Below are 20,427 nucleotides of genomic sequence, written 5' to 3' on the forward strand. Positions count from 1 at the left end.
GCTTAGATAAAAAGCATATCGATGTAGTGTGACTTATCCGATTTTAAAATACTGGAAGAGGAAGCGGACGCGGTGTAGTACGCTAAATTCAGTACGATATTTTTATACGTGTGTAGATTGCATTAGTGCTATAATTACTTTCAGCAACAAAAGAAAAGTTAACTTTGAATGCTCCTTCTTTCGCAGGAAAGCATCTATTATTTGTAGCAAATAAAATAAATTTCCACTGAAAATTTTACCTCTAGTAGAAGCTAGTTAACCTGCATAAAGTACGGGAAACAAATTGAGGTTATATAAAAGGAATTCGACTAAATGCGCGACTAAAAAAACAAAACCCCGCGCCATGCGCGAGGTTTTTAAAACTCCAGTGATCCCGCTGGGACTCGAACCCAGGGCCCATACATTAAAAGTGTATTGCTCTACCAACTGAGCTACGGAATCATTTCCCCTTAATGGGAGCGCGAAGGTAGTAAAAACATTTTCATCTCCAAAAAAATTATTGATCTTTTTTATGCCTGTAACGCGGCGTGGCACCTGCTCGCACCGTGTACACCTCCTCCGGATGGTATGGACGCAGAGCAGAAACAGATACCTTTGGCGCTGGTTAGAGCCAGCGCCCACCACGATAGCATCGTATTGCCTCATAGTACTTTTTTCATCATGATATCTGTTTGTTCATCCTCTCCCATTTTGAAAATATGTTTGTCAAAAGCGGCGAACCCGTTCTTTTCATAAAACCGTATCGCCCTCGGATTGTTTTCCCAAACGCCCAGCCACAGATAGGATTTCTTAAGCAAACGGGCTGTTTCCAATGCTTTTTCATACAGCAGCTGACCGACTTTTTTACCGTGATAATCGCGCTGCACATAGATGCGTTCTATCTCGATCGCCGTTCCATCCTGGGCTTCTGTTTGTGCAGTGCCGGTATTCAGCTTCAGGTAACCGACAGGTGTTTCGTTTTCAAAGGCGAGAAAAAAAAGTGATTCCTGACTACTCAGCTCTTCACGAATTCTGGTTTCGCTAAAACTTTCTTCCAGGTATTTTTGCATGTTCGCCTCGGTATTATATGGGGCAAATGTTTCGAAAAAAGTAGTTCTCCCGATAAGCTGAATGACATTCATGTCATCAGCGGTTGCCTGGTCTATCCTGATCTGGTCCATGTTTGTATCTTGTTAAATACAACAAATATACTGCCCCATTGGCCTACATCGATAGCCCGGTTTACACAAAACACATAGTCCAATATTTCATAAAATAAATCAAAGGGCTACTGACATATAGTTGTCACAGGCAGGTTATTTCTTTGTAATCAGTAACAGAACTACTAACTTAATGACGATGAACGCTTTTGATATCACCTTACTGAGATTACAGCAACAATGCCTGATCACACCGCAGCATAGCCGCCCCGGTGAACTGGTAGCCTGGATGGGCGCCGTGCAGGCACAGGATTATGCAGCCGCTAAATGGGCTATCGGTCAACGGCTCACCACCGCTACTGACACCATGCTTGACGAAGCCATGGGCAACTGGGAAATCATCCGCACGCATGTGCTACGCCCTACCTGGCATTTTGTGGCGCCCGCAGACCTGCGCTGGATGCTGAAACTGTCCGCTCCGCGGGTCAAGGCACTGTGTTCGTATAATGATACCCGTTGGGGTATCACGAAGGCCGTCATCACCAAAAGTCAGAAGATACTGGAGAAACTGCTCCGCAACCGGCAACAGCTAACGCGGCTGCAGATAGGCCCTGCATTACAGCAGGCCGGCATTGTGACCGATGAATACCGGTTAGGCTCCCTGCTGGGGCATGCCGAGCTGGATGGACTGATCTGCAGCGGCCCCCGGCATGGCAAACAATTCTCCTACGTATTGCTGGAAGAACATGTGCCCGCAGCGGCACCGCTCTCCAAAGCGGAGTCTATAGCCAACCTGGCGCAGCGGTATTTCCACAGCCACGGGCCCGCTACTTTGCAGGACTTCGCGTGGTGGTCAGGATTGACGGTCACTGAAGCTAAAAGCGGACTGGAAGCGGTAAAAGACCAACTTGTTGCCGTGGAAGCGGATGGCAAAACCTACTGGACGCCACCCATGAAATCAACGAAAGAGAAACCGACCGTGTTCCTGTTGCCTGCCTACGATGAATTTACCGTTGCCTACAAGAAAAGAGATATCCAGCAACTGCATATCAACGGCAACCTCGCTCCTATGGCCAGCCTCGGTCCGGTCATTGTGGCCGACGGACAAATCACCGGCACCTGGAAACGTACGGTCAATAAAAAAGATATCTCCCTGGAACTCCAACCAATCAAACCACTGAAAAAAACACACCAGCCCGCCCTGAAAAAAGCAATCCAGCAGTACAGTGCCTTCAATGGGCTCCCCGTCACGATAAAATAATTTTAAAAAGAATGATCATTCTTTTATATTTGCACCTAGAAAACGAACGATCATTCTTTTTAAAATTCTAATACAATGACACTCAACCACCTAAACCTGACCGTTAACGATGTGGCCGATGCCAGCCACTTCTTTCAGACATACCTTGGATTCGAACCTGCCGATATGCCCTCCAACGATGCCCTCGCTGTATTGAACGGCCCCGATGGTTTCATACTGGTGCTCATGCACAACCGGTTCAATGAAAGCGGCCAGCACACTTACCCCGATTCTTTTCATATCGGGTTCTATCTGCCGGACCAGACAGCTGTACATAACACCTGGCAACAGCTGCATGACGGCGGCATTCCGCTTACAGAATCCCCACGCCGGATCAGGAAAACTTTTGGTTTCTACTTCCGGTATGACGACATCATGATTGAAATAACCACCGCTAGCAAAGACTAACATGGAACACCACAAACCCATCGGCTGGTATCTGAAAGAAGCAGACAGCCTGATCACCTCCGCCTTCGGCAATGCTTTCGAATGTTTTGGCCTGACACGATTTCACTGGCAACTGCTGAAAAACATTGCTGATAACGGTGAAATATATACGAAAGACTATTACCCACAGGTAGCCCGGTTCATCACACCGGAGACATTCCAGGCCATCATTGCTACCCTGCAAACCAGGGACTGGATCTCGGTACACAATGATACCTGCCGTTTTACCGCCTCCGGCGCAGATGTTTTCGCTGAAATAGAAGAACGGCAAAAGCATGTCCGGGAAAAGATGCTGGAAGGCACTGATCCTGAAGACTACGCCCACACCATTCTTTTCCTGGACAAAGTCATTCAGAATTTAAGAGCGTTCCCACAGGTCCAGCCATAACATACGGTCCCCATCACGAACGAACACCGCACTGGAGTGCCGGACATACTCCCCTTCCCCATGGTCCTGGATTTCTGTATAGGTCAATAGTACATGGTAGTCTGTGGCATATCCCTGTATATCCTTCAGCGTTACCTGTTTTTGGGGGAACCTGCCAAATACTTCTGGTAGCCAGGCTTTCAAGTCTGCCAGGTTTCGCCGGCTTCCATCCGGCGAAACCATTCTGAAATCGGGGCTGAAATTGGCCAGTATACCGGTAGCGGATACACGTTCATTACCCTGGAACCAGCCCTCTATCTGTTCACAAAACCGGATTACTTCTTCCTTTGCTTTACTAAGATTGTCCATATATGATTTTTTGATTTTTTGAAGATGACTTTAGCGCGATGACCAACACAAGGCCTGCCACCTGCAACGCTGCCAGGACACCCAATGTGATGCCCACCGCTACCGGTGCCGGATAAGCATCCAGCAAGGCAAAGAACAGCGTACCTAATAGCGCCACCCCCATTACACCTCCTACCTGGATGGCCGTACTCACAATGCCCGCAGCCTGTCCGGCTACAGATATTCCTATCTCCGCCAGGATGATGCGCATCATGGAGGGCATCACCATACCATGACCAATACCAGCGAAAAACAATCCTGCCTGTACAATACCGTCAGGCTCCGGCGAATGCCACAAACCAGCCACTACCAGCACAAAACCCAGTGCCAGCAAGCCCTGGCCCAGGCTGACAATATACACGCCCATCCGTTTGGCCAGTAAAGGACTGATCAACGGTCCGGTGAAAAAACCAGCCGCATAAGGCAGTACGGCTAATCCCGCTGACAGCACATCATGGTGCAACTCATGTTGCAGATAATATGGATACACCAGAAAAAATGCCGCGGTATGATTATACAGGTAGATGATCGCCAGGCCATTCACAAAATGCCGGTCCCGGAACAAAGGCAGGTGTATCAATGGCGCCCGTCCCTGTTGCAGCGTATAGCGCTCCGTATACACAAAACACACACCCGCTGCCACGGAGGCCAACAAACAACCGAAGATCCATACAGGCCAGTGCGCTTCCCTTCCCATGATCACGGGATAGATAAACAATCCCAGCGCCAGCGTGATCAGCAACATTCCCGGAATATCTAACCGCTGCCGCACCGGCGGGCGGTTCTCCTTCAGTATATACATCCCTGCAATACTCGTGATCACGCCCACGGGTATATTAATCATAAATACACTCTGCCATGTCCAGCCAAAAATACCCGCTTCAATCAGGATACCACCCAGCAGTTGTCCGCCAATGGCAGCCAATCCAAACACAGACCCGAAAATCCCCATCGCCAGCGGCTGTTCCTTTGCCGGAAAAATCAACCGGATGGTAGACAACACTTGTGGCGCCAGCAGCGCTGCCGATAGCCCCTGCACGATACGCGCGGCAATGAGCACGCTGATATCCGCTGCCATGGCACAAATACCCGATGTCAGCGTAAACATCGCCATCCCTAACAGGAAAATACGCTTACGGCCATAGATATCCCCCAGCCGCCCGCCTGTTACCACCAACACGGCATAAGCCGCACCATAACCAGCAATCACCAGCTGCAAAGCCCCCTCTGAAGCGTTCAGGCTGCTTTTGATAGCCGGTAAGGCCACATTGACAATAAAAAAATCCAATGGCGACAAAAACGCGCCCATACATAGCACCCCCAATGCCCACCAGCGGCGGCTCTCCATTGCTTCCATAAAATTCCTTGCTTTTATGGTTGCAAAGGAAATCCTATTTGTACAATAAAAAATTGCACTTTAACAGGTTTTGCCAGTACTTTTGCTACATGTTCAACAAACTGCTACACGAGCCATACGATATTGTGCTGGAAGACAAAGACACCTGGGAAAACACACGGCTCCCCCAACCCACCTTTCAGCTGGTATATATCCGCGAAGGGAACGGGCATTATCACATCAATGGCAACCGGTATGAATACCACCCGGGCAAACTATTCCTCGTAACCCCCGAAGATCGTTATCACTGCGATATCACAGGGCACACCGCTTTTACTATTATTCGCTTCACCCAGCTTTTTATCACACAATTAAAAGATGATGCTGAACGGCTGGAACTGTGCGACTGGATGAAGAAGACTGACTACATCTTTAATAACTTCCACACCAAAGCCGGCTGCATCTTCCGCGACGCGGCAGACGAAAGCATGGCCCAGGCACTCCTCGGCAGCATCGCCCGCGAACACCAACAGCACGGCAAAGGCTACCAGCTGATCATCCGCCAGTCCATCTCCATCCTGCTCAATCTCATCGCCCGCAACCTCCTGATGTCGGAATCCCCTGATGTACAGGAAAACAACGGCCCGTTCTCCGTGCTGCGCATGATCAGTTATCTCCAGGAACATGTCTATCAACCGGAAATGCTGCGCATGTCCGCGCTGGCGGCACATTTCAACATGTCCGTGCATTACCTCGGCGAATACTTTAAAAAACATACCGGCGAAAGCGTACAGGATTATATCATCGGCTACAAACTAAAACTGGTGGACATCCGCCTTTCCTACAGCAACATGCGGGTACGGGAAATAGCGCAGGAACTGGGGTTCACAGACGAAAGCTACCTCTCCCGCCTGTTCAAAAAATACCGCGGCACTACGCCGGGCATGTACCGGAAAATGAACCGGAAACAGGAAATCCTGCATTAACCTGTCGTGGTCAAAATCGACGTTGTTAATCCCGGATTTTATTTGCAACTTATAGCAGTCAAATCCCTTACTCATGACTTCCCCTTCTTCCACGGCAAAATATTTTCGGGTCTCTGCCTGGATACTCTTATCCCTGCTGGCTGTGATCATTGGCCTATACCCTTCCCTGTATTTTATCTTGGGAGAAAAATTCGGGCTGCTGCGCTCCAAACCACCTGGATTACTGAGCAATACACTCTGGCGAATCGGCTTTTACGCCCACATTGTGCCCGGCGGAATAGCGCTATTGACCGGCTGGCCACAATTCAGCCGCAGGCTGCGTGAGCGGAACGTACAGTGGCACCGGCAACTGGGCAAGGTATACGTCATCACTGCCCTGATCAGCAGCCTGGCAGGCTTCTGCATCGGCTTCACCGCTACCGGCGGCCCTATCGCGCAAACCGGGTTCATTTGTCTTGCCATCGTATGGTTCACGACTACCCTGCTGGCCTATACGACTATCCGCCAGGGCAATACCGCACGACATGAAAAACTGATGACCTACAGTTTTGCTGCCTGCCTCGCTGCCGTCACCCTCCGGCTATGGCTTCCGTTGCTGGTATACGAACTGCATTATTTTATTATTGCCTATCGCGTGGTGGCATGGCTTTGTTGGGTGCCCAATATCTTCGTGGCCTGGTTGATCGTCCGCCGCCCTGGAGCGTAATACCCATAAGCCTGACCTCCCCTGGGAATATCTCTGTAAATCACTAACGGCCAATCATATATTAAATATCAAACAACCATAGGCATCATAAAATTAAATTTTTATAACACTTTTTAGACATATGGCATAATTTTCGCAGGCTGCTGGTTAAACCTAGAATTTTCAAAAAATTTGAACCATGAAACAGATAGTTTTAGCCTTGGCCACTGTAGTAACACTTTTCGCATGTAACAGCAACAGTACAGATACTGCAGCAGCAGTTGAAAAGGCCAAAAAGGAAACGATCGATTCCATCAACGCCATCAACGTAGCGAAACAACAGGTAATCGACTCTATCAACACTATCCACCACTCTGCTCATAAAAGCCAGCGGATTGAATCGCCCGAACGTAACAGTTACGCAGCGCCCAACACCGTAGCAGCCGACAATACACCCGCTGCGGCACCAGCTCCCGCTCCTGCTCCTCAAAAGAAAAAAGGATGGAGCCATACCGCTAAAGGTGCAGTAGTAGGTGCAGGTGCAGGCGCCATCACCGGCGCGATCGTAAACCCTGACCACGTGAAAGGCGCCGCCATCGGTGCGATCATTGGTGCAGGTGTAGGTGCAGGTACCGGTGCGATCGTTGATCACTCCAAAAAGAAAAAAGCTGCACGTCAATAGTTAAAGACATTTATTTTATCATAAAAACGTCTCCCTTCGGAGGCGTTTTTTTTGTTCCCAGGGCTGAAGCCCTGGGCTACAATCAGCGAGGCAGGCAATTAATAGGGAAATTGAATATCTTCGCACCCTCCCTATATGAAGATATACACCACCCTTCAAATCGGTGATTTTCACCTCAACCACTGCGAAGATTATTTCCTGATCGAAAATCCAGGCACCAACAGAACACTGATGGCCGTCATGGACGGATGCACCATGGCACGCGACAGCTACTTCGCTTCTACGCTCGTGGCCCGTTTACTCCGGAAGATATGTATCACACAAGGATACCAGGAATTACATCAGCCTAATCTGCCAGCGCCCTCGCTGGAAGCACAACTGAAGCTTGTGTTATCTGAACTGATGCACTCGTTGAAACAAATGCAAGGCCAGCTACTACTGGAACAAAAAGACCTGCTCACTACGCTGATACTGTTTCTGGCGGACAAAAAACAAAACAATGGCCTTATACTCGCCATCGGCGACGGGGTAGTCAGTGTAAACGGTACCGTTACCGTGTTTGACCAGGACAATAAGCCCGACTACTTAGGTTTTCACCTTCATGAAAACTTTGACAGCTGGTACGATTCCCTCGATCAGAAAATATTCGTGGAGCATCTCCGCGATGTCAGCATTGCCACAGACGGCATCACGCTATTCCAGCCATTCCACGCTACTGCTAATACCGAAACAGATCCAGTGGATTTTCTCCTGCATGACCTGCATTTCAACGAACACGAAGACATGCTGGACCACAAACTGAAAGCCCTGGAACATCAGTATGGGTTAAGGCCTTCCGATGATATCGCTGTCATCAGGGCCATCTATTCCTGAAACATAAATTTGTCTAATGCTTTCCATGGGCCACGCAGGTATGCCCATGTACCAAAGCCGGTAGCGGTAATGTCGAAAGGGGTGAATGTGGTGGTGAGTTGTGCATGTAACTGCGCTGCTTTAAAAGCCGTCACTTTGTTTTGTATGGTAATATGCGGACGAAGCGGTTGCCGGTCCTGCCGTACCAGCCAGGGTTCGAATACCGCCTGTAAATCCCGGTGCAGCACCTCCAATTTCGGTGCGTGCAACGTATAGGCCACCCCGGTACCAAAGTTCACAATACCATTTACCTGAAGCGTTATGGGGGCTCTTCGGCTAAATTGCTGTAATGTTTCCGGGATAACAGCCTCCATACCGGGCAGCCGGTAGAACAAGGTAAGATGCGCCTCCAGATAATTGGCGTGGGCCGGGAAATACAACTCCCGCAGGGTATTGAACCTCGCCATATCGGAAGGGTCTATTTCAAGTGTCACGATTACCGGTTTGGATTGCAATTGGAACATATATCCATTTGTCTTTACTTTTACAAAGTAACAACCTTATACCTAAAATTGTGGAATACGTCTGGAACATTCTCAACTATCTGATAACCGGATATATCATATCCACCCTCCTCTTTTTAGGATGTAGTGAACATATGCGGCTATTGAAGGCCATCCGGCTTGTTTATCTCGGCGCAGCCCATAAGGCTGCTGCCGTCACCCAACTATTGAAAACATTTGTCATCTTTTGGGTGTTGTCTCAACCAGGCGAAGTCAATAATTTCCTCTTTGTGTTCCCTCCTCCCATACTTTTCCTGGTAGTGGTATTCCCTTGTATACTATCCCAAGTGATGCTTTTTGGCAGACGCTCACCTAATGGAGTGACTTCCATTTTACTATTAGCACTTTTAATACTGACAAGAATCATAGAATTCCTTTCAACCTGGTTTTCTGCAGACGTTTTCGGCGATGTGGATGCCGCTGCGCGATTGTCCAGAGTTCCCTATGGTGAGGTGCTTGTCGTCACTATGCTGTTCTTTGTGGCCTGCTACTATTACGCGCGTCGTAAAACTGACGATATTTCAGGACAACAACAGTTATAACGGTACACCACCTACGATTTTTCACCTTTTTATTCGTACTTTACACAGTAACCAACAAGACCATGGAAAATACCTGGGACATCCTCACCTATCTGATAGATGGCTGCGTCATCTCCCTCCTGCTCTTTCTGATAGCATCCGTATATATACCTGCACTGAAAAACATACGGCCTGCGTATCTCCGTATAGCCAATACTGCATTTGCTATTATAGGCCTGGTCCCACTGGGAATTTCAATTTATATGTATAGTTACTTTGTCATTGACACCTATAGTAATGAAATACGCAGATCGCTCTACTACGGGGCAAGATTCATACTAGGCGGGCTGTTAGTGCTGGGCATAGTGCCCATCCTGGCGCTCTTCCGTAAATACAATACCAACATATGGTTCACCTTTCTGTTAATAGTCAGTATCTGGGCCATCACACATGCTAATGCTGTAGCAGAATGGATTGCCTTGTTAGCATTGAGAGGCTGGTTTTTCCATTATGGTTATGAAGAACCCATCATAAAATGGTACCGCCTGGTCTTCGCCCTTGTATTCTTCCTGTTCTGCTACTGGCTCACGCGCCGGAGCGTTAACCGGACATCTCAGTCATAATGATGACTGATGCAGGATTTCAGCCGTTTCCCCTATTTTAGGGAACAACCTTGATACTATGATATTTGTCTGGAATACCACTATCTATCTGCTGGAGGGCTGCATCATTTCACTCTTTCTTTTCCTGATCGCATCCGTTTTCATACCTGCCCTGAAGAAGATACGGCCGCATTATCTCCATAATGCCAATATTGCCTTTGCCATATTGGGTTTGATAATGCTGGGGCTGTCAATTTTCCTGCACTTTTTAAGGATATTAGTCGCCGGTATGGGCGGAGAAGTGCCAGTCCAAAGGGATTATAGTGCAATGATTACGATAATGGTACTGCTATTATTAGGGATAGTTCCTGTATTGGCATTCTCCCGTAAACGCAATACCACCATTTGGTTTACCTGTCTGTTATTAATCAGTATCAGCGCCATCATGCATTCCATAGAAATATGGCAATGGATACGCAATATAACCGGAATAGATACGTATTATTATTCCCACGACTATGAACCAGACGCAAAATGGTACCGGATAGCCGCTGCTGTATTGTTGTTCGTGGTTCCCTACTGGTTTGCCCGCCGTAAAATCAGCCGCGCGTAATCAATGCATAAAACTGTTTGCGGTAGGTCTCCGACACGGGAATGGTAATACCGGCAATGCGGATACCTTCTTTCTCGATGCTGTCTATTTTGGCAATAGCCACCATATAGGATTTATGCACCCGGCAGATTTGTTGTGGTGGCAACTCCTGTTCAAACCAGCCAAATGGTTGCAGGGTCATGATCTGTTTCTGTTGCGTATATACCTTACGGTAGTCGCGACGGCCTTCTATATAAAGAATATCATCGAGTGATACTTTCTCCAGCCGCCAGGAAGTTTTTATGAAGATGTAATCCGGTGCAGCAGGCGCCTGTCGTTGCAGGTTGTACTGTACCTTGTCCATCGCCTGCACAAAACGATCGAACGTATAGGGCTTTAACAGGTAGTCGGTCACATTCAACTCATATCCTTTCAATGCGTACTCCTCATAGGCAGTGATCAGCACTACTTCACAGCGGGTATTGGCTGCTTCCAGCAGTTGTATGCCGGAGATACCAGGGATATTGATGTCCAGCAGGATGAGCTGTACGGGATGCAGGCGCAGGTACACCATGGCATCTGCCCCATCGTCAAAAGTAGCCAGCAGGTGCAGGTAGGGCAACTTCCCCACGTACTCCTTCGCCCTTTCCATGGCCAGTGGCTCGTCTTCTACAATAATACAACTGATTTTCATGCGTCCTGCAATATAAGGTTTACCTGGTAAACACCCTGCTCCCGGGTGATGCTCAGCTCATGCCGGCCGGGATACAGCAGTTGCAATCGTTTTTGCAGCAGCTCGTTGCCCAGCCCGTTGTGTTCCTGTTTCATCGGCGCTTCCATGCTGTACAGGTTACGGCAGACAAACACCATCCGGTTGGCTGCTATCTGCAACCGTATATGGATCGCGTTTTCTGCCTTTTTATGTTCTGCATGCTTAAAGGCATTTTCGATATAAGAGATAAACAACATCGGTGCAATCATACGGTTATCGGGCGTTCCGTCCACTTCATAGGTGACATAACCCGCATTGGAGGAACGGATGCGCTGCAACTCAATATACTGATCAATGTAGGTCATCTCCCGCGACAGCGGTATCATCTCCCCGTTGGTTTCATACAACATAAACCGCATGATACCAGATAGTTTATTGAGGTATAAGGAAGCTTTCTCTGCATCTTTTGAAATCAGTACATCAATGTTATTGATCGTGTTAAACAAAAAATGTGGGTTGATCTGCGCTTTGATCAACGCCATGGATGTCTCATAGTTTTTTCTGTTGAGCTCTTCTTTTACTTTGATGTCATTATACCAGCTAATGAATCCCTTTAATACGAAGGCGATAATACCATGAATGGCCGCTATTCCGGCCGTTACCAGCCACATGACCACCAATTGCAGACCGGAGGCAAGTCCCTTGTAAGGCCACATCAGCAGTAGGGAAATGGCGCCACAGCAAAGCACAGTAGCCATGCTGGCCAGCAACAACATGCCTATCCGTTGGGGATGCAGGTAACGGTTAAACAGCAAACTATAAAAGCTATAGAAACCCAATAAAGCAGGCGCAAAACAAAAAATAGCCATCGGTGCCGAAGCACGCAGGTTGGCAGAGCGGAGATTTCCTTTGGCGATAATCACCAAAAAAAGCGTGATCAGGAAGATATACATCATCCAATATCCAAGATGGAGCAGCACAACGATTACCTTCTTTATCATTATCCTTTCTCTTTTTTTCTGATATACAGGATGTAAGCCAACACAGCAAACACCATAAAATAGCCGGCGGGCATGATGTAAGTACCAGACGGTATTACCCCGTTATTGGCTAACATCATACAATAAATATAAGGAATAGTGTAGGCATACTTCCAGGAGAGAGCCATAACCGATGCAATATACAGGCCCAGTCCTATTCCCAGCGGCAACATGAAATTCCTGTAGAGCAATCCCAACAAATATTGTAACGCTACTATTGGCAAACAGGCCAACAAGAACTGTCCGCTGCCAGACAGGTATTTTATCCAGGGGAAAGGAGCCACCGGGTAAGGTACATCATGTACCACCCATGCAGGCACCACGCCGGTCAGGTAAATATTGATGTTAAACAACAGAAAGAAAAACAACAGCAGTACTAGGATAACCGTCAGCTTCGCCAGGAAAATAGTGGTAAACCGTTGCGGCGTTACATGCAATAACTTCCAGGCATTACTGCGTGTTTCCAGCTGTGTGATCAGGCTCGTCACCAGGATTCCACCCATGGGCAATAGTAAGAAACCCATGTATTGCCAGCCATGACGGTATAACCGCTCCCATAGGTCTGCTGAAGCGTTTTGCGCGGCCAGCTGATCGAAATGATAAAACCGTACGCCCAGGATGATCAGTGGCACAAACGTACCTCCTAAAATGGTGAGCCAGACGGCAGCGCTGTTCTTTCTTTTGAGCCATTCACTCTGAACACTGAAGATGTATGCCAACATTATTTATGCTTGAATAAGGTCCATGAAAATTGTTTCGAGGTCATTTTTTACCGGCTGAATGCCATACACACCAATGCCTTGCTGCACCAGCTGGCTGTTCAGTTCCGCGATGGCCGCCACCGGTAATGCCGGCACTTGTATCCTGCCAGTGTCAGTAACGACGGGAATTTCCTGTGCAGCTAAAAGTTCCAACGCCGCGGCATTATCCGTCGTATCCAGCAGGTACCCTCTCACCTGTTGCCGCAGGCCGGACAGCTGCTCCAGGCTGCCTTCAAACACCATGCGTCCCTTACTGATGATACCAAGGTGAGTGGCCAGTCGCTCTATTTCCGGCAAGAGGTGGCTGGAGATCAGGATGCTGATGCCCTGCTCCCGGTTGATCTTCTTCAACAAGTCCCGCATCTCGATGATACCATTAGGGTCCAGACCGTTGGTGGGCTCGTCCAGTATCAACAGTTTCGGATGATGCAACATCGCCATGGCCAGCGCCAGCCGCTGTTTCATGCCCAGTGAAAATTGTCCGGCTTTTTTGTTGCTCACCGCCGCCAGTCCTACGGTCTGCAAAACCTCCATGATATTGGACTTCGGGCATTGATAGATACGCTGCAACACCAACAGGTTTTCCGCGGCGCTCAGGTGTTCATAGATAGCGGGACTCTCGATCAGACTGCCTGTCTGCCGCAGGATTTCCAGCCGGTGCTCCCGGAAAGACCGTCCCAGTATCTGCACAGTGCCTTTCTGCATGCGCAACAGGCCGGTGATCAGCCGCAGCGTGGTCGTTTTGCCGGCACCGTTAGGGCCCAGGAATCCATAGATAGCCCCTTGCGGCACCCTTAGTTGTATATCCTTCAGCACAGGGGTATTGTCGCTAAACTGGTAGGCCAGACCGGCCACTTCAATACAGTAGTTCATAAAAAAATGATTGCTGGTCAAAAATAGCCGCTCAGCCCGCGTCTGCAAACAGTATTGTGTGATACCGGGTGCTTTCTCTGCAAAACCGGTAAAATGTCCTGCAAAATTTTACATGGTAGTTTATACAGTCTGGGGTATATTTAAGATAGATCCATAAAACGAATGAGGATGACAACAAACTTTTCTGCGCTGCTGATAGCAGCCGCCTTGTTATCAGGAACAGTGGCATCAGCGCAGACCATACTGCTGAAAAATGCCACCGTGATAGATGGCACCGGCCACCAGCCGCAACTGCATACCGATATCCTGCTACAGGCAGACACCATTGCAGCTGTCGGCAGCCGCCTGAAAGCGCCGGGCGCCACCGTGGTAGATCTTACCGGCAAAACCGTCATGCCGGCGCTGATCAGCGTCCATACACATGTGGGCACACTTAAAGGCACTACTACCAATGCCGTCAACTACACCCGGGAAAATATATTGCGGCAACTGCAACAGTATGCAGACTATGGCGTGCTGCATGTGCTGGCCATGGGCACCGACAGACCTATGTTGTTTGAAAGCGGGTTGCGTGATTCATCGATGACTGGCCTGTTGCCCGGTGCGCGCCTGCATTCCGCCGGGTACGGTTTCGGTGTGCCCAATGGAGCACCGCCATTGGAGTTCGGCATGGACCTCGTCAACCGCCCCGCTACAGCCGCCGATGTAGCGCCGGCCATGGACAAGGTAGCACAACTACATCCCGATGTGGTGAAAATGTGGCTGGACGATTTCAGTGGCCGTTTTAAGAAAATGGAACCAGCCGTATACCAGGCGGTGATCAACGAAGCACATCGTCATAGCATCAGGGTCGCCTCCCATCTGTATTACGCAGCAGACGCCCAACAGCTGGCAGATGCCGGCATAGATATTTTCGCCCACAGCATCCGTGACCGCGACATCGATGACAAACTGCTGCAGACCATGAAGACAAAAGGCATCGTGTACGTCCCCACTTTGTCACTCGATGAATATGCCTACATCTACGCACGCCAACCCGAATGGCTACACGACGAATTCTTCAAACGTTCACTGGAGCCGGGCGTATACGAGATGATCACTTCCTCCGAATATAAGCAACAGCTGGAGCACTCTCCCGCTTTTGCCAAAAACAAGGCAGCCTTCGAAACAGCGTTGCGCAACCTGCGCCGGATATACCGCGCAGGCATCTTTGTGGCCATGGGCACCGACTCCGGCGCTACGCCGATACGTACACAGGGCTTCTCAGAACACCTGGAACTGGAACTGATGGTACAGGCAGGACTGACACCGCTGGAAGCCATCAGCGTAGGTACCCGCAACGCCGCTAAAGTGCTGAAGCTACCTAATACCGGCACCGTCGCACGCGGACAGGTGGCCGACCTGCTCGTGCTGGCTGACAGTCCGGAAAAAAACATCAAAAACACCCGTCACATTGTGACCGTATATAAAGCCGGTAAAACTATCCGGCCATAAACATTTCTTACACCCAACAAAAGCAGCCTGACATGACCTTTCAAAACCGCACTATCTTTATCACCGGCGCCAGCAGAGGCATCGGTGAAGCCATTGCCCTGAAGCTCGCGGCCGCCGGCGCTAATATCGTTATCGCCGCCAAAAGCACGGAAGAAGATCCCCGCCTCGGTGGCACCATTTTTTCTGTAGCGGAAGCCGTGGAAAAAGCCGGCGGCAAAGCCCTGCCCGTTAAAGTGGATATCCGCGAGGAAGAACAGATACAACAAGCCGTGCAACAGGCAGCTGAAAAATTTGGCGGCATCGATGTGGTCATCAACAACGCCTCGGCTATTCAATTGACCAATACCGAACAAACACCAGCCAAACGTTTCGATCTTATGTATGATATCAACGTAAGAGGCACATTCCTGGTAACACAACATTGTATCCCCTACCTGAAAAAAGGCAACAACCCACATATCCTTACGCTGTCACCGCCGGTGAACCTGTCACCCAACTGGCTGGGCCCACACGTGGCTTACACCATCAGCAAATACAACATGAGCATGCTCACCCTCGGATGGGCGGAGGAATTAAAACGTTACGGCATTGCGGCCAACTCATTATGGCCCGCTACCACCATTGCTACAGCGGCCATTAAAAACCTGCTGGGCGGCGAAGCCCTGATGAAAATAAGCCGTAAGCCGGACATCATGGCGGATGCAGCGTTCTATGTACTGGGAAAACCTGCGGCCTCCTGCACAGGCAATAACTTTATTGATGAAGCAGTATTAAAAGCAGAAGGGATTACTGACTTGGCGCATTACGCGGTGACACCGGGCGGAAAGCTGCAACCGGACTTGTTTTTGTAAGACAAGCATTACCAGCCGGGGAAGAAAACGCTGGCACCTTCTTCAAAATTATCGATGAAGTTCTCCTGGAAATTGCGGACCGTTTCTTTCCCTGCTTCTTTCCACGGCTCTAAGTATTCAAATGCGCGTAAAACATCCGCTTTGGAGAAGTATAAATGATCGTTGATAAAATCCTCATAAAACCGGAAGTTCATCTGTTTACGCTGATAGCCATGTTGCTCAAAATATAGTAACTGCTGATCAGGGTAAACGGTCCGGTATTGGATCATCTGGTAGGAGAAAGTATCTGTGCCATCGTTCACGTTACCTTCAATAATAGTTTGTTTCGCGTCAGCCAGCTGTTTTTCAGTTTCTATCTGATAGATAACCGGCGCCAGCGAAATCATAGTACCGGTGAGCAACCGGCAATCTTCATGTTTACCGAATAATTTCTCGAAAACACGTACCTGTTGCTCACCGGCAAAAATACAGATAGAAAAAAAGTCGTCCGGGACGGCCATCTGCACCAGCAAATGTTGGTACTTTTCCATAAATGCAACTGGTGCATCTGCCAACTCTTCCTCCAATGCAAAGCTGATCTTCTGTGGGTCAGCAGACATTGCACAAGGCTTCAAATGGTACAGGTCCATCCCCACGGTACAAACTATTTGTCTTGTTGTAATACTACTTTATAAGCGCTGCCCACGAATGTTTCCGCTTTAGGCTCCGTGATCATCTGCATGTACATTTTACCTGGCTCCGGGTTGGTGAGTTTGTAACGTACGGTAGCAGTGCCTTCGGCAAAGTCAATACCCGTGATCGCGATCTGGTAGCCGGAATTAGGTTGGCTGCCTCTGGACAGGACCACACTGTTCACCTGTGCATTTACCGGTGTAGACGTTACCGTTACCTCGCTCTGTTGTTGATGTTCTTCCACGCGTTCTTTGTGTTCTTTTACAAATTTAGCCGCTTTAGCCACCATAGCATTGGCTTCTGCAGGCGTAACATTCGCTCTTGGGCGGAAATTATTTCTCTCCAGCGCTACCACGCCAAATTTAATCAGCGCCTGTACCGCATTATTAGCTTTGTCTTTGTTCACAAAAGCAGCGGCATCTCCGATGTTGATCCACATCATGTTCATCGGGTAAGGACCGGTGTGCTCGATGGCTTCTTCCAGTGCGAGGGCAAACTGCTCACGCGTCATGGGCGTGTTGAAACGCTGTTTGCGGTCCAGTGTAATGCCATTGTTGGCGGCAATGATCACTGATGAAGCGTAGGCAGCCTTGTTATCGGCAAACTCGCAGTAGTCTGTAGCCTTAGGTTCCTTGATAAACCGGATGTTATCAATGTTAAGCCCCAGGGCTTTTACGATCAGGTCTACGCCCTGGCCATAAGTGATCACTTTGGCCGCTTTGGCCTGATCAGCCATATTCATGGCTGCGGTAACAGTTTCCGTTGCGGGGTGAACATCTGCAGCCCGGCTTACCAGGGGATGACTTTGAAGTGTCAGGCAAACCAGGGGCAATGCAATAACAGTACGTCTGTTCATGGGAAAATTGAGTTTTTCTGGTGTCAAATGTAATTTATTTTATCTTGTATGCAATTGAACATTCATGTATCGAAAACGAACAATTTTTATCATTTCGTGATAAATAATATGTTAATAGTCAAAATTTAATATACTGGCATCTCATTGGAGGCCGGCAAAAGCAGTACAACGCACAAAGATGTTTAAAAGTTACTATTGGATTGCCTTGCGAAATCTCCGGAGGAACAAATTATATACGCTGATCAATATTTCAGGGTTGGCAGTTGGCATGGCCGCAGCCCTGCTGATTGGCTTATGGGCCTGGGATGACTGTCGCGGTAACGCCCCTTAATTGACGGACTTCCCCCGTGGACCGTAACAGCATCTTATTTAATTTCATGTTTCACCATCTGCATGATGCCATGGCTAAAAAATCAGCCCCTCTTCCACCCGGTGACTTTCCCAAGCTGGCGCAACCCGCGCTGCGTGCATTACACGGTGCCGGCTACACGAGCCTGCAACAACTGCGTAGTGTCGCAGAATCATCCCTGAAACAACTACATGGCATGGGGCCTAACGCCATAGCCGCCATCAAAGCAGCCCTTGCAGCAAAGGGATGGTCGCTGGCACCGGAGCAACATTGACTACCGCTTTTCCGCTAAATATGATAACTTTATGCAGACAGCAAACTGTTACGCATGAAGTGGCAAGCTATCACCAGAAATAAGCAGAATATCCTTTATGGCCTCTCGCTGGCCCTGTTGCTTTTTCTCCTGAAATGGCTGGAACTGCGTTTCCTGATCATTCACCATGCCATGGAAATCTATGTCGGCATGGTCGCCCTCGTTTTTACAGCACTGGGAATATGGCTGGCGTTAAAACTCGCCCGGCCCAAAGTGGAGATTGTCATCGTGGAAAAACCGGTGCTTGTCACCCCCTCGGCCACCTTCTCTTTAAATACAACGGAGCTCGACCGCCTCGGCCTGAGCAGCCGCGAACTGGAAGTACTACAGCTGATGGCCGATGGACTCAGCAACCAGGAGATCGCCAGCCGCCTGTTCGTTTCGCTGAACACTGTCAAAACCCACGCGTCCCGTTTATTCGAAAAACTGGACGTAAAAAGAAGGACACAAGCCATAGACAAAGCTAAGCGACTGAGTATCATACCTTAGTCATCATCACCCGAAAGCAGGAAAAAAGGTAAAAACGATAAAATCACCCTAAAGTATGAACGAAAAAAAATGCCGGACAAGCATTTTTGTAGTCACTACTAAATCCTGACCAGATGAAAAAAAATGTGCTCGTTTTCGGATTGATCTCCGGCGCCATCGTTAGCCTGATGATGGTGTTTTCTGTTTTGATGTGTTATGGCAATCCCGACTATAAGGGAAATATGGTGCTCGGCTATGCCGGCATGCTCGTTGCTTTCTCTTTCGTTTTCGTGGGCATCAAAAACTATCGCGACAAATACAACAACGGCGCTATCACCTTCGGCAAGGCTTTTAAAATAGGCTTGTTGATTGCACTCATCGCCTCCACTATCTATGTAGTGGTATGGCTGTTCGACTACTACCTGTTTGTTCCCGATTTTATGGACAAGTACAACGCCCATTTGCTGAAAGAGGCCAGAGAAGCAGGCGCCGACGCAGCAACGCTGGCCAAAAAAACGGCCGAGGCCGAGAATTTTAAACAGCTCTATAAAAACCCGCTGTTTGTTATACTGATCACCTATTCCGAAGTACTGCCTATCGGCATCGTCATCGCGCTCATCAGCGCATTGATATTAAAACGCAAACACGGGAAGGATGACACTACCATGATCACTCACTATTAAAACCATATCCATATGAAAATAGCCATGGCCGGAGTCCACGTCAACGACCCCCTGGAAGCTTTTCGCTTTTACACAGAGAAACTGGGCTTTAAAGAGAAAGTCTATATGCCGGAAGCATTGCTGGCCGTTGTTGTATCCCCTGAAGAGCCCGAAGGCACCACACTGCTGCTGGAACCCTCTCAACATCCGGTAGCCAAAGCCTATCAGGAAGGGCTATACGCAGCAGGAATACCCGCTATCATGCTGGGCACTAATGATATTACAGCTGAGTACGAACGGCTGACAGCCAAAGGCGTGGTGTTCCGGAAACCTCCCACCAGGGCCGACTGGGGCATAGAAGCGGTTTTCGAGGATGAATGCGGGAATTTGATTGCTTTAGGGCAGATTTTTTAATCCCAGGGCATGAGCCCTGGGATTTTGGATTTTGGAATTTTGGACATCCGGAAAAATGAATCAGCAATTCACCATCCATTTGATGCCATATTTGTCCGTCAGGTTGCCGTGCCAATCGCCCCAGAACTGTTTACCGAAAGGCACACCCACCTCACCACCGGCAGACAGGGCATCGAACGCCTGCTGTGCGGTTTTCTCATCCGGGAAAGTGAGCGACAACGCTACATCTGCGCTGCTGCCTTTTGCTTCTTTACCAGGGAAAACATCACTGGCGTAAATAGCCAGATCATTAAAATGCAGCCTGCTGTGGAGCACTTTATCACGATAGGCTTCCGGCGCATTCATGTTGGGATTGTCGTAGCGGGTCCATATTTTAAAAGTGCCGCCCAGCGCTTTGGCATAAAAATTCATTGCTTCTTCACAATTGCCTCCGAACGTGAGGTAGGGTATCAATTCATACTTTTTTCCTTCCATGACATATA

The 20,427-nt window shown here is 48.8% G+C and carries 27 protein-coding genes and 1 tRNA gene; 16 read left to right on the forward strand and 12 right to left on the reverse strand.

What is annotated here, in order from left to right; translation table 11 throughout:
- Window positions 1–368 precede the first annotated feature (368 nt).
- Window positions 369–441: transfer RNA gene (locus HHL17_RS24025), tRNA-Lys, on the reverse strand.
- 200 nt (window positions 442–641) lie between these two features.
- Complete coding sequence (locus HHL17_RS24030; RefSeq protein ID WP_169227396.1) at window positions 642–1,160, reverse strand: GNAT family N-acetyltransferase; 519 nt, start codon at window positions 1,158–1,160, stop codon at window positions 642–644.
- A gap of 178 nt (window positions 1,161–1,338) precedes the next feature.
- Here HHL17_RS24030 and HHL17_RS24035 point away from each other — a divergent pair, with 178 nt between their 5' ends.
- The 3 genes from HHL17_RS24035 to HHL17_RS24045 all read left to right on the forward strand — a co-directional run bounded on the left by HHL17_RS24035 (window position 1,339) and on the right by HHL17_RS24045 (window position 3,274).
- Window positions 1,339–2,400 carry a winged helix DNA-binding domain-containing protein gene (locus HHL17_RS24035; protein ID WP_169227397.1) on the forward strand — a complete coding sequence of 354 codons (1,062 nt, stop codon included), beginning with the start codon at window positions 1,339–1,341 and terminating at the stop codon, window positions 2,398–2,400.
- Window positions 2,401–2,475: 75 nt separating this feature from the next.
- The gene (locus HHL17_RS24040; RefSeq protein WP_169227398.1) at window positions 2,476–2,847 is read left to right on the forward strand and encodes a VOC family protein; all 372 of its coding nucleotides are present in this window, start codon (window positions 2,476–2,478) and stop codon (window positions 2,845–2,847) included.
- 1 nt (window position 2,848) lies between these two features.
- A complete protein-coding gene (locus tag HHL17_RS24045; protein WP_169227399.1) occupies window positions 2,849–3,274 on the forward strand; it encodes a MarR family winged helix-turn-helix transcriptional regulator in 426 nt (141 codons plus the stop codon).
- Here the strand turns inward: HHL17_RS24045 and HHL17_RS24050 are convergent.
- Window positions 3,245–3,622: a hypothetical protein gene (locus tag HHL17_RS24050; RefSeq protein ID WP_169227400.1), complete on the reverse strand. Its 378-nt coding sequence runs from the start codon at window positions 3,620–3,622 to the stop codon at window positions 3,245–3,247. The two genes, HHL17_RS24045 and HHL17_RS24050, sit on opposite strands and share 30 nt — an antisense overlap.
- Entirely contained in the window at window positions 3,609–5,018 is a 1,410-nt protein-coding gene (locus tag HHL17_RS24055) for an MFS transporter (RefSeq protein ID WP_169227401.1), read from the reverse strand. The genes HHL17_RS24050 and HHL17_RS24055 overlap by 14 nt, the downstream gene beginning before the upstream one ends.
- Before the next feature lie 89 nt (window positions 5,019–5,107).
- Here HHL17_RS24055 and HHL17_RS24060 point away from each other — a divergent pair, with 89 nt between their 5' ends.
- The 4 genes from HHL17_RS24060 to HHL17_RS24075 all read left to right on the forward strand — a co-directional run bounded on the left by HHL17_RS24060 (window position 5,108) and on the right by HHL17_RS24075 (window position 8,223).
- A complete protein-coding gene (locus HHL17_RS24060; RefSeq protein WP_169227402.1) occupies window positions 5,108–5,983 on the forward strand; it encodes an AraC family transcriptional regulator in 876 nt (291 codons plus the stop codon).
- Window positions 5,984–6,056: 73 nt separating this feature from the next.
- Entirely contained in the window at window positions 6,057–6,689 is a 633-nt protein-coding gene (locus HHL17_RS24065; RefSeq protein ID WP_169227403.1) for a DUF2306 domain-containing protein, read from the forward strand.
- 178 nt (window positions 6,690–6,867) lie between these two features.
- Entirely contained in the window at window positions 6,868–7,350 is a 483-nt protein-coding gene (locus tag HHL17_RS24070) for a YMGG-like glycine zipper-containing protein (RefSeq protein ID WP_169227404.1), read from the forward strand.
- A 135-nt stretch (window positions 7,351–7,485) separates the two neighbouring features.
- Window positions 7,486–8,223, forward strand: coding sequence for a protein phosphatase 2C domain-containing protein (locus HHL17_RS24075; protein ID WP_169227405.1), 738 nt, complete (start codon window positions 7,486–7,488; stop codon window positions 8,221–8,223).
- Here HHL17_RS24075 and HHL17_RS24080 read toward each other — a convergent pair.
- A complete protein-coding gene (locus tag HHL17_RS24080; protein WP_169227406.1) occupies window positions 8,214–8,726 on the reverse strand; it encodes a 2'-5' RNA ligase family protein in 513 nt (170 codons plus the stop codon). The genes HHL17_RS24075 and HHL17_RS24080 overlap by 10 nt on opposite strands.
- A gap of 50 nt (window positions 8,727–8,776) precedes the next feature.
- Between HHL17_RS24080 and HHL17_RS24085 the strand changes: the two genes are divergently transcribed.
- The 3 genes from HHL17_RS24085 to HHL17_RS24095 all read left to right on the forward strand — a co-directional run bounded on the left by HHL17_RS24085 (window position 8,777) and on the right by HHL17_RS24095 (window position 10,501).
- Window positions 8,777–9,307, forward strand: coding sequence for a hypothetical protein (locus tag HHL17_RS24085; protein ID WP_169227407.1), 531 nt, complete (start codon window positions 8,777–8,779; stop codon window positions 9,305–9,307).
- 62 nt (window positions 9,308–9,369) lie between these two features.
- Window positions 9,370–9,909, forward strand: a complete 540-nt coding sequence (locus HHL17_RS24090) for a hypothetical protein (protein WP_169227408.1) — start codon at window positions 9,370–9,372, stop codon at window positions 9,907–9,909.
- Window positions 9,910–9,967: 58 nt separating this feature from the next.
- Complete coding sequence (locus tag HHL17_RS24095; protein ID WP_169227409.1) at window positions 9,968–10,501, forward strand: hypothetical protein; 534 nt, start codon at window positions 9,968–9,970, stop codon at window positions 10,499–10,501.
- On the opposite strand, the gene HHL17_RS24100 is transcribed toward HHL17_RS24095, so the two are convergent.
- Genes HHL17_RS24100 through HHL17_RS24115 form a run of 4 tightly spaced genes read right to left on the reverse strand, consistent with a single transcriptional unit; the run spans window position 10,488 to window position 13,866 of the window.
- Window positions 10,488–11,174, reverse strand: a complete 687-nt coding sequence (locus HHL17_RS24100; protein ID WP_169227410.1) for a LytR/AlgR family response regulator transcription factor — start codon at window positions 11,172–11,174, stop codon at window positions 10,488–10,490. The genes HHL17_RS24095 and HHL17_RS24100 overlap by 14 nt on opposite strands.
- Complete coding sequence (locus tag HHL17_RS24105) at window positions 11,171–12,193, reverse strand: sensor histidine kinase (protein WP_169227411.1); 1,023 nt, start codon at window positions 12,191–12,193, stop codon at window positions 11,171–11,173. Before HHL17_RS24105 ends, HHL17_RS24100 begins: the two co-directional genes overlap by 4 nt.
- Window positions 12,193–12,954 carry an ABC transporter permease gene (locus HHL17_RS24110; RefSeq protein WP_169227412.1) on the reverse strand — a complete coding sequence of 254 codons (762 nt, stop codon included), beginning with the start codon at window positions 12,952–12,954 and terminating at the stop codon, window positions 12,193–12,195. Before HHL17_RS24110 ends, HHL17_RS24105 begins: the two co-directional genes overlap by 1 nt.
- Window positions 12,955–12,957: 3 nt before the next feature.
- Window positions 12,958–13,866 carry an ABC transporter ATP-binding protein gene (locus HHL17_RS24115; RefSeq protein ID WP_169227413.1) on the reverse strand — a complete coding sequence of 303 codons (909 nt, stop codon included), beginning with the start codon at window positions 13,864–13,866 and terminating at the stop codon, window positions 12,958–12,960.
- A gap of 168 nt (window positions 13,867–14,034) precedes the next feature.
- Between HHL17_RS24115 and HHL17_RS24120 the strand changes: the two genes are divergently transcribed.
- Both HHL17_RS24120 and HHL17_RS24125 read left to right on the forward strand, forming a co-directional pair.
- Window positions 14,035–15,360 (forward strand): amidohydrolase family protein, encoded by a 1,326-nt coding sequence (locus HHL17_RS24120; RefSeq protein WP_169227414.1) that lies wholly within the window; start codon window positions 14,035–14,037, stop codon window positions 15,358–15,360.
- A 32-nt stretch (window positions 15,361–15,392) separates the two neighbouring features.
- The gene (locus HHL17_RS24125; RefSeq protein ID WP_169227415.1) at window positions 15,393–16,211 is read left to right on the forward strand and encodes an SDR family oxidoreductase; all 819 of its coding nucleotides are present in this window, start codon (window positions 15,393–15,395) and stop codon (window positions 16,209–16,211) included.
- Between the two features lie 8 nt (window positions 16,212–16,219).
- Here the strand turns inward: HHL17_RS24125 and HHL17_RS24130 are convergent, their stop codons facing one another.
- Entirely contained in the window at window positions 16,220–16,810 is a 591-nt protein-coding gene (locus tag HHL17_RS24130) for a hypothetical protein (protein WP_169227416.1), read from the reverse strand.
- Between the two features lie 44 nt (window positions 16,811–16,854).
- Complete coding sequence (locus HHL17_RS24135) at window positions 16,855–17,739, reverse strand: protease complex subunit PrcB family protein (RefSeq protein ID WP_169227417.1); 885 nt, start codon at window positions 17,737–17,739, stop codon at window positions 16,855–16,857.
- Window positions 17,740–18,116: 377 nt separating this feature from the next.
- Here HHL17_RS24135 and HHL17_RS24140 point away from each other — a divergent pair, with 377 nt between their 5' ends.
- From HHL17_RS24140 to HHL17_RS24155, 4 genes are all read left to right on the forward strand, one after another.
- Entirely contained in the window at window positions 18,117–18,362 is a 246-nt protein-coding gene (locus HHL17_RS24140) for a helix-hairpin-helix domain-containing protein (RefSeq protein WP_169227418.1), read from the forward strand.
- Window positions 18,363–18,416: 54 nt separating this feature from the next.
- On the forward strand, window positions 18,417–18,890 hold the full coding sequence (locus tag HHL17_RS24145; RefSeq protein WP_169227419.1) for a response regulator transcription factor: 474 nt from the start codon (window positions 18,417–18,419) through the stop codon (window positions 18,888–18,890).
- A 113-nt stretch (window positions 18,891–19,003) separates the two neighbouring features.
- Window positions 19,004–19,552: a DUF4199 domain-containing protein gene (locus HHL17_RS24150; protein WP_169227420.1), complete on the forward strand. Its 549-nt coding sequence runs from the start codon at window positions 19,004–19,006 to the stop codon at window positions 19,550–19,552.
- 12 nt (window positions 19,553–19,564) lie between these two features.
- Entirely contained in the window at window positions 19,565–19,945 is a 381-nt protein-coding gene (locus HHL17_RS24155; RefSeq protein ID WP_169227421.1) for a VOC family protein, read from the forward strand.
- Window positions 19,946–20,005: 60 nt separating this feature from the next.
- Here HHL17_RS24155 and HHL17_RS24160 read toward each other — a convergent pair whose 3' ends face one another.
- The gene (locus HHL17_RS24160; RefSeq protein ID WP_169227422.1) at window positions 20,006–20,419 is read right to left on the reverse strand and encodes a VOC family protein; all 414 of its coding nucleotides are present in this window, start codon (window positions 20,417–20,419) and stop codon (window positions 20,006–20,008) included.
- Window positions 20,420–20,427: the final 8 nt, after the last annotated feature.

This window comes from Chitinophaga fulva (assembly GCF_012927205.1).
Lineage (GTDB): Bacteria > Bacteroidota > Bacteroidia > Chitinophagales > Chitinophagaceae > Chitinophaga > Chitinophaga fulva.

Coding starts and splice junctions, on each gene's coding strand:
- HHL17_RS24095 (WP_169227409.1), top strand. CDS start 9,968: ATGATATTTGTCTGGAATACCACTATCTATCTGCTGGAGGGCTGCATC.
- HHL17_RS24045 (WP_169227399.1), top strand. CDS start 2,849: ATGGAACACCACAAACCCATCGGCTGGTATCTGAAAGAAGCAGACAGC.
- HHL17_RS24140 (WP_169227418.1), top strand. CDS start 18,117: ATGTTTCACCATCTGCATGATGCCATGGCTAAAAAATCAGCCCCTCTT.
- HHL17_RS24050 (WP_169227400.1), bottom strand. CDS start 3,622: ATGGACAATCTTAGTAAAGCAAAGGAAGAAGTAATCCGGTTTTGTGAA.
- HHL17_RS24130 (WP_169227416.1), bottom strand. CDS start 16,810: ATGTCTGCTGACCCACAGAAGATCAGCTTTGCATTGGAGGAAGAGTTG.
- HHL17_RS24055 (WP_169227401.1), bottom strand. CDS start 5,018: ATGGAAGCAATGGAGAGCCGCCGCTGGTGGGCATTGGGGGTGCTATGT.
- HHL17_RS24150 (WP_169227420.1), top strand. CDS start 19,004: ATGAAAAAAAATGTGCTCGTTTTCGGATTGATCTCCGGCGCCATCGTT.
- HHL17_RS24155 (WP_169227421.1), top strand. CDS start 19,565: ATGAAAATAGCCATGGCCGGAGTCCACGTCAACGACCCCCTGGAAGCT.
- HHL17_RS24145 (WP_169227419.1), top strand. CDS start 18,417: ATGAAGTGGCAAGCTATCACCAGAAATAAGCAGAATATCCTTTATGGC.
- HHL17_RS24105 (WP_169227411.1), bottom strand. CDS start 12,193: ATGATAAAGAAGGTAATCGTTGTGCTGCTCCATCTTGGATATTGGATG.
- HHL17_RS24080 (WP_169227406.1), bottom strand. CDS start 8,726: ATGTTCCAATTGCAATCCAAACCGGTAATCGTGACACTTGAAATAGAC.
- HHL17_RS24090 (WP_169227408.1), top strand. CDS start 9,370: ATGGAAAATACCTGGGACATCCTCACCTATCTGATAGATGGCTGCGTC.
- HHL17_RS24110 (WP_169227412.1), bottom strand. CDS start 12,954: ATGTTGGCATACATCTTCAGTGTTCAGAGTGAATGGCTCAAAAGAAAG.
- HHL17_RS24070 (WP_169227404.1), top strand. CDS start 6,868: ATGAAACAGATAGTTTTAGCCTTGGCCACTGTAGTAACACTTTTCGCA.
- HHL17_RS24160 (WP_169227422.1), bottom strand. CDS start 20,419: ATGGAAGGAAAAAAGTATGAATTGATACCCTACCTCACGTTCGGAGGC.
- HHL17_RS24030 (WP_169227396.1), bottom strand. CDS start 1,160: ATGGACCAGATCAGGATAGACCAGGCAACCGCTGATGACATGAATGTC.
- HHL17_RS24060 (WP_169227402.1), top strand. CDS start 5,108: ATGTTCAACAAACTGCTACACGAGCCATACGATATTGTGCTGGAAGAC.
- HHL17_RS24100 (WP_169227410.1), bottom strand. CDS start 11,174: ATGAAAATCAGTTGTATTATTGTAGAAGACGAGCCACTGGCCATGGAA.
- HHL17_RS24075 (WP_169227405.1), top strand. CDS start 7,486: ATGAAGATATACACCACCCTTCAAATCGGTGATTTTCACCTCAACCAC.
- HHL17_RS24135 (WP_169227417.1), bottom strand. CDS start 17,739: ATGAACAGACGTACTGTTATTGCATTGCCCCTGGTTTGCCTGACACTT.
- HHL17_RS24035 (WP_169227397.1), top strand. CDS start 1,339: ATGAACGCTTTTGATATCACCTTACTGAGATTACAGCAACAATGCCTG.
- HHL17_RS24125 (WP_169227415.1), top strand. CDS start 15,393: ATGACCTTTCAAAACCGCACTATCTTTATCACCGGCGCCAGCAGAGGC.
- HHL17_RS24040 (WP_169227398.1), top strand. CDS start 2,476: ATGACACTCAACCACCTAAACCTGACCGTTAACGATGTGGCCGATGCC.
- HHL17_RS24120 (WP_169227414.1), top strand. CDS start 14,035: ATGACAACAAACTTTTCTGCGCTGCTGATAGCAGCCGCCTTGTTATCA.
- HHL17_RS24065 (WP_169227403.1), top strand. CDS start 6,057: ATGACTTCCCCTTCTTCCACGGCAAAATATTTTCGGGTCTCTGCCTGG.
- HHL17_RS24115 (WP_169227413.1), bottom strand. CDS start 13,866: ATGAACTACTGTATTGAAGTGGCCGGTCTGGCCTACCAGTTTAGCGAC.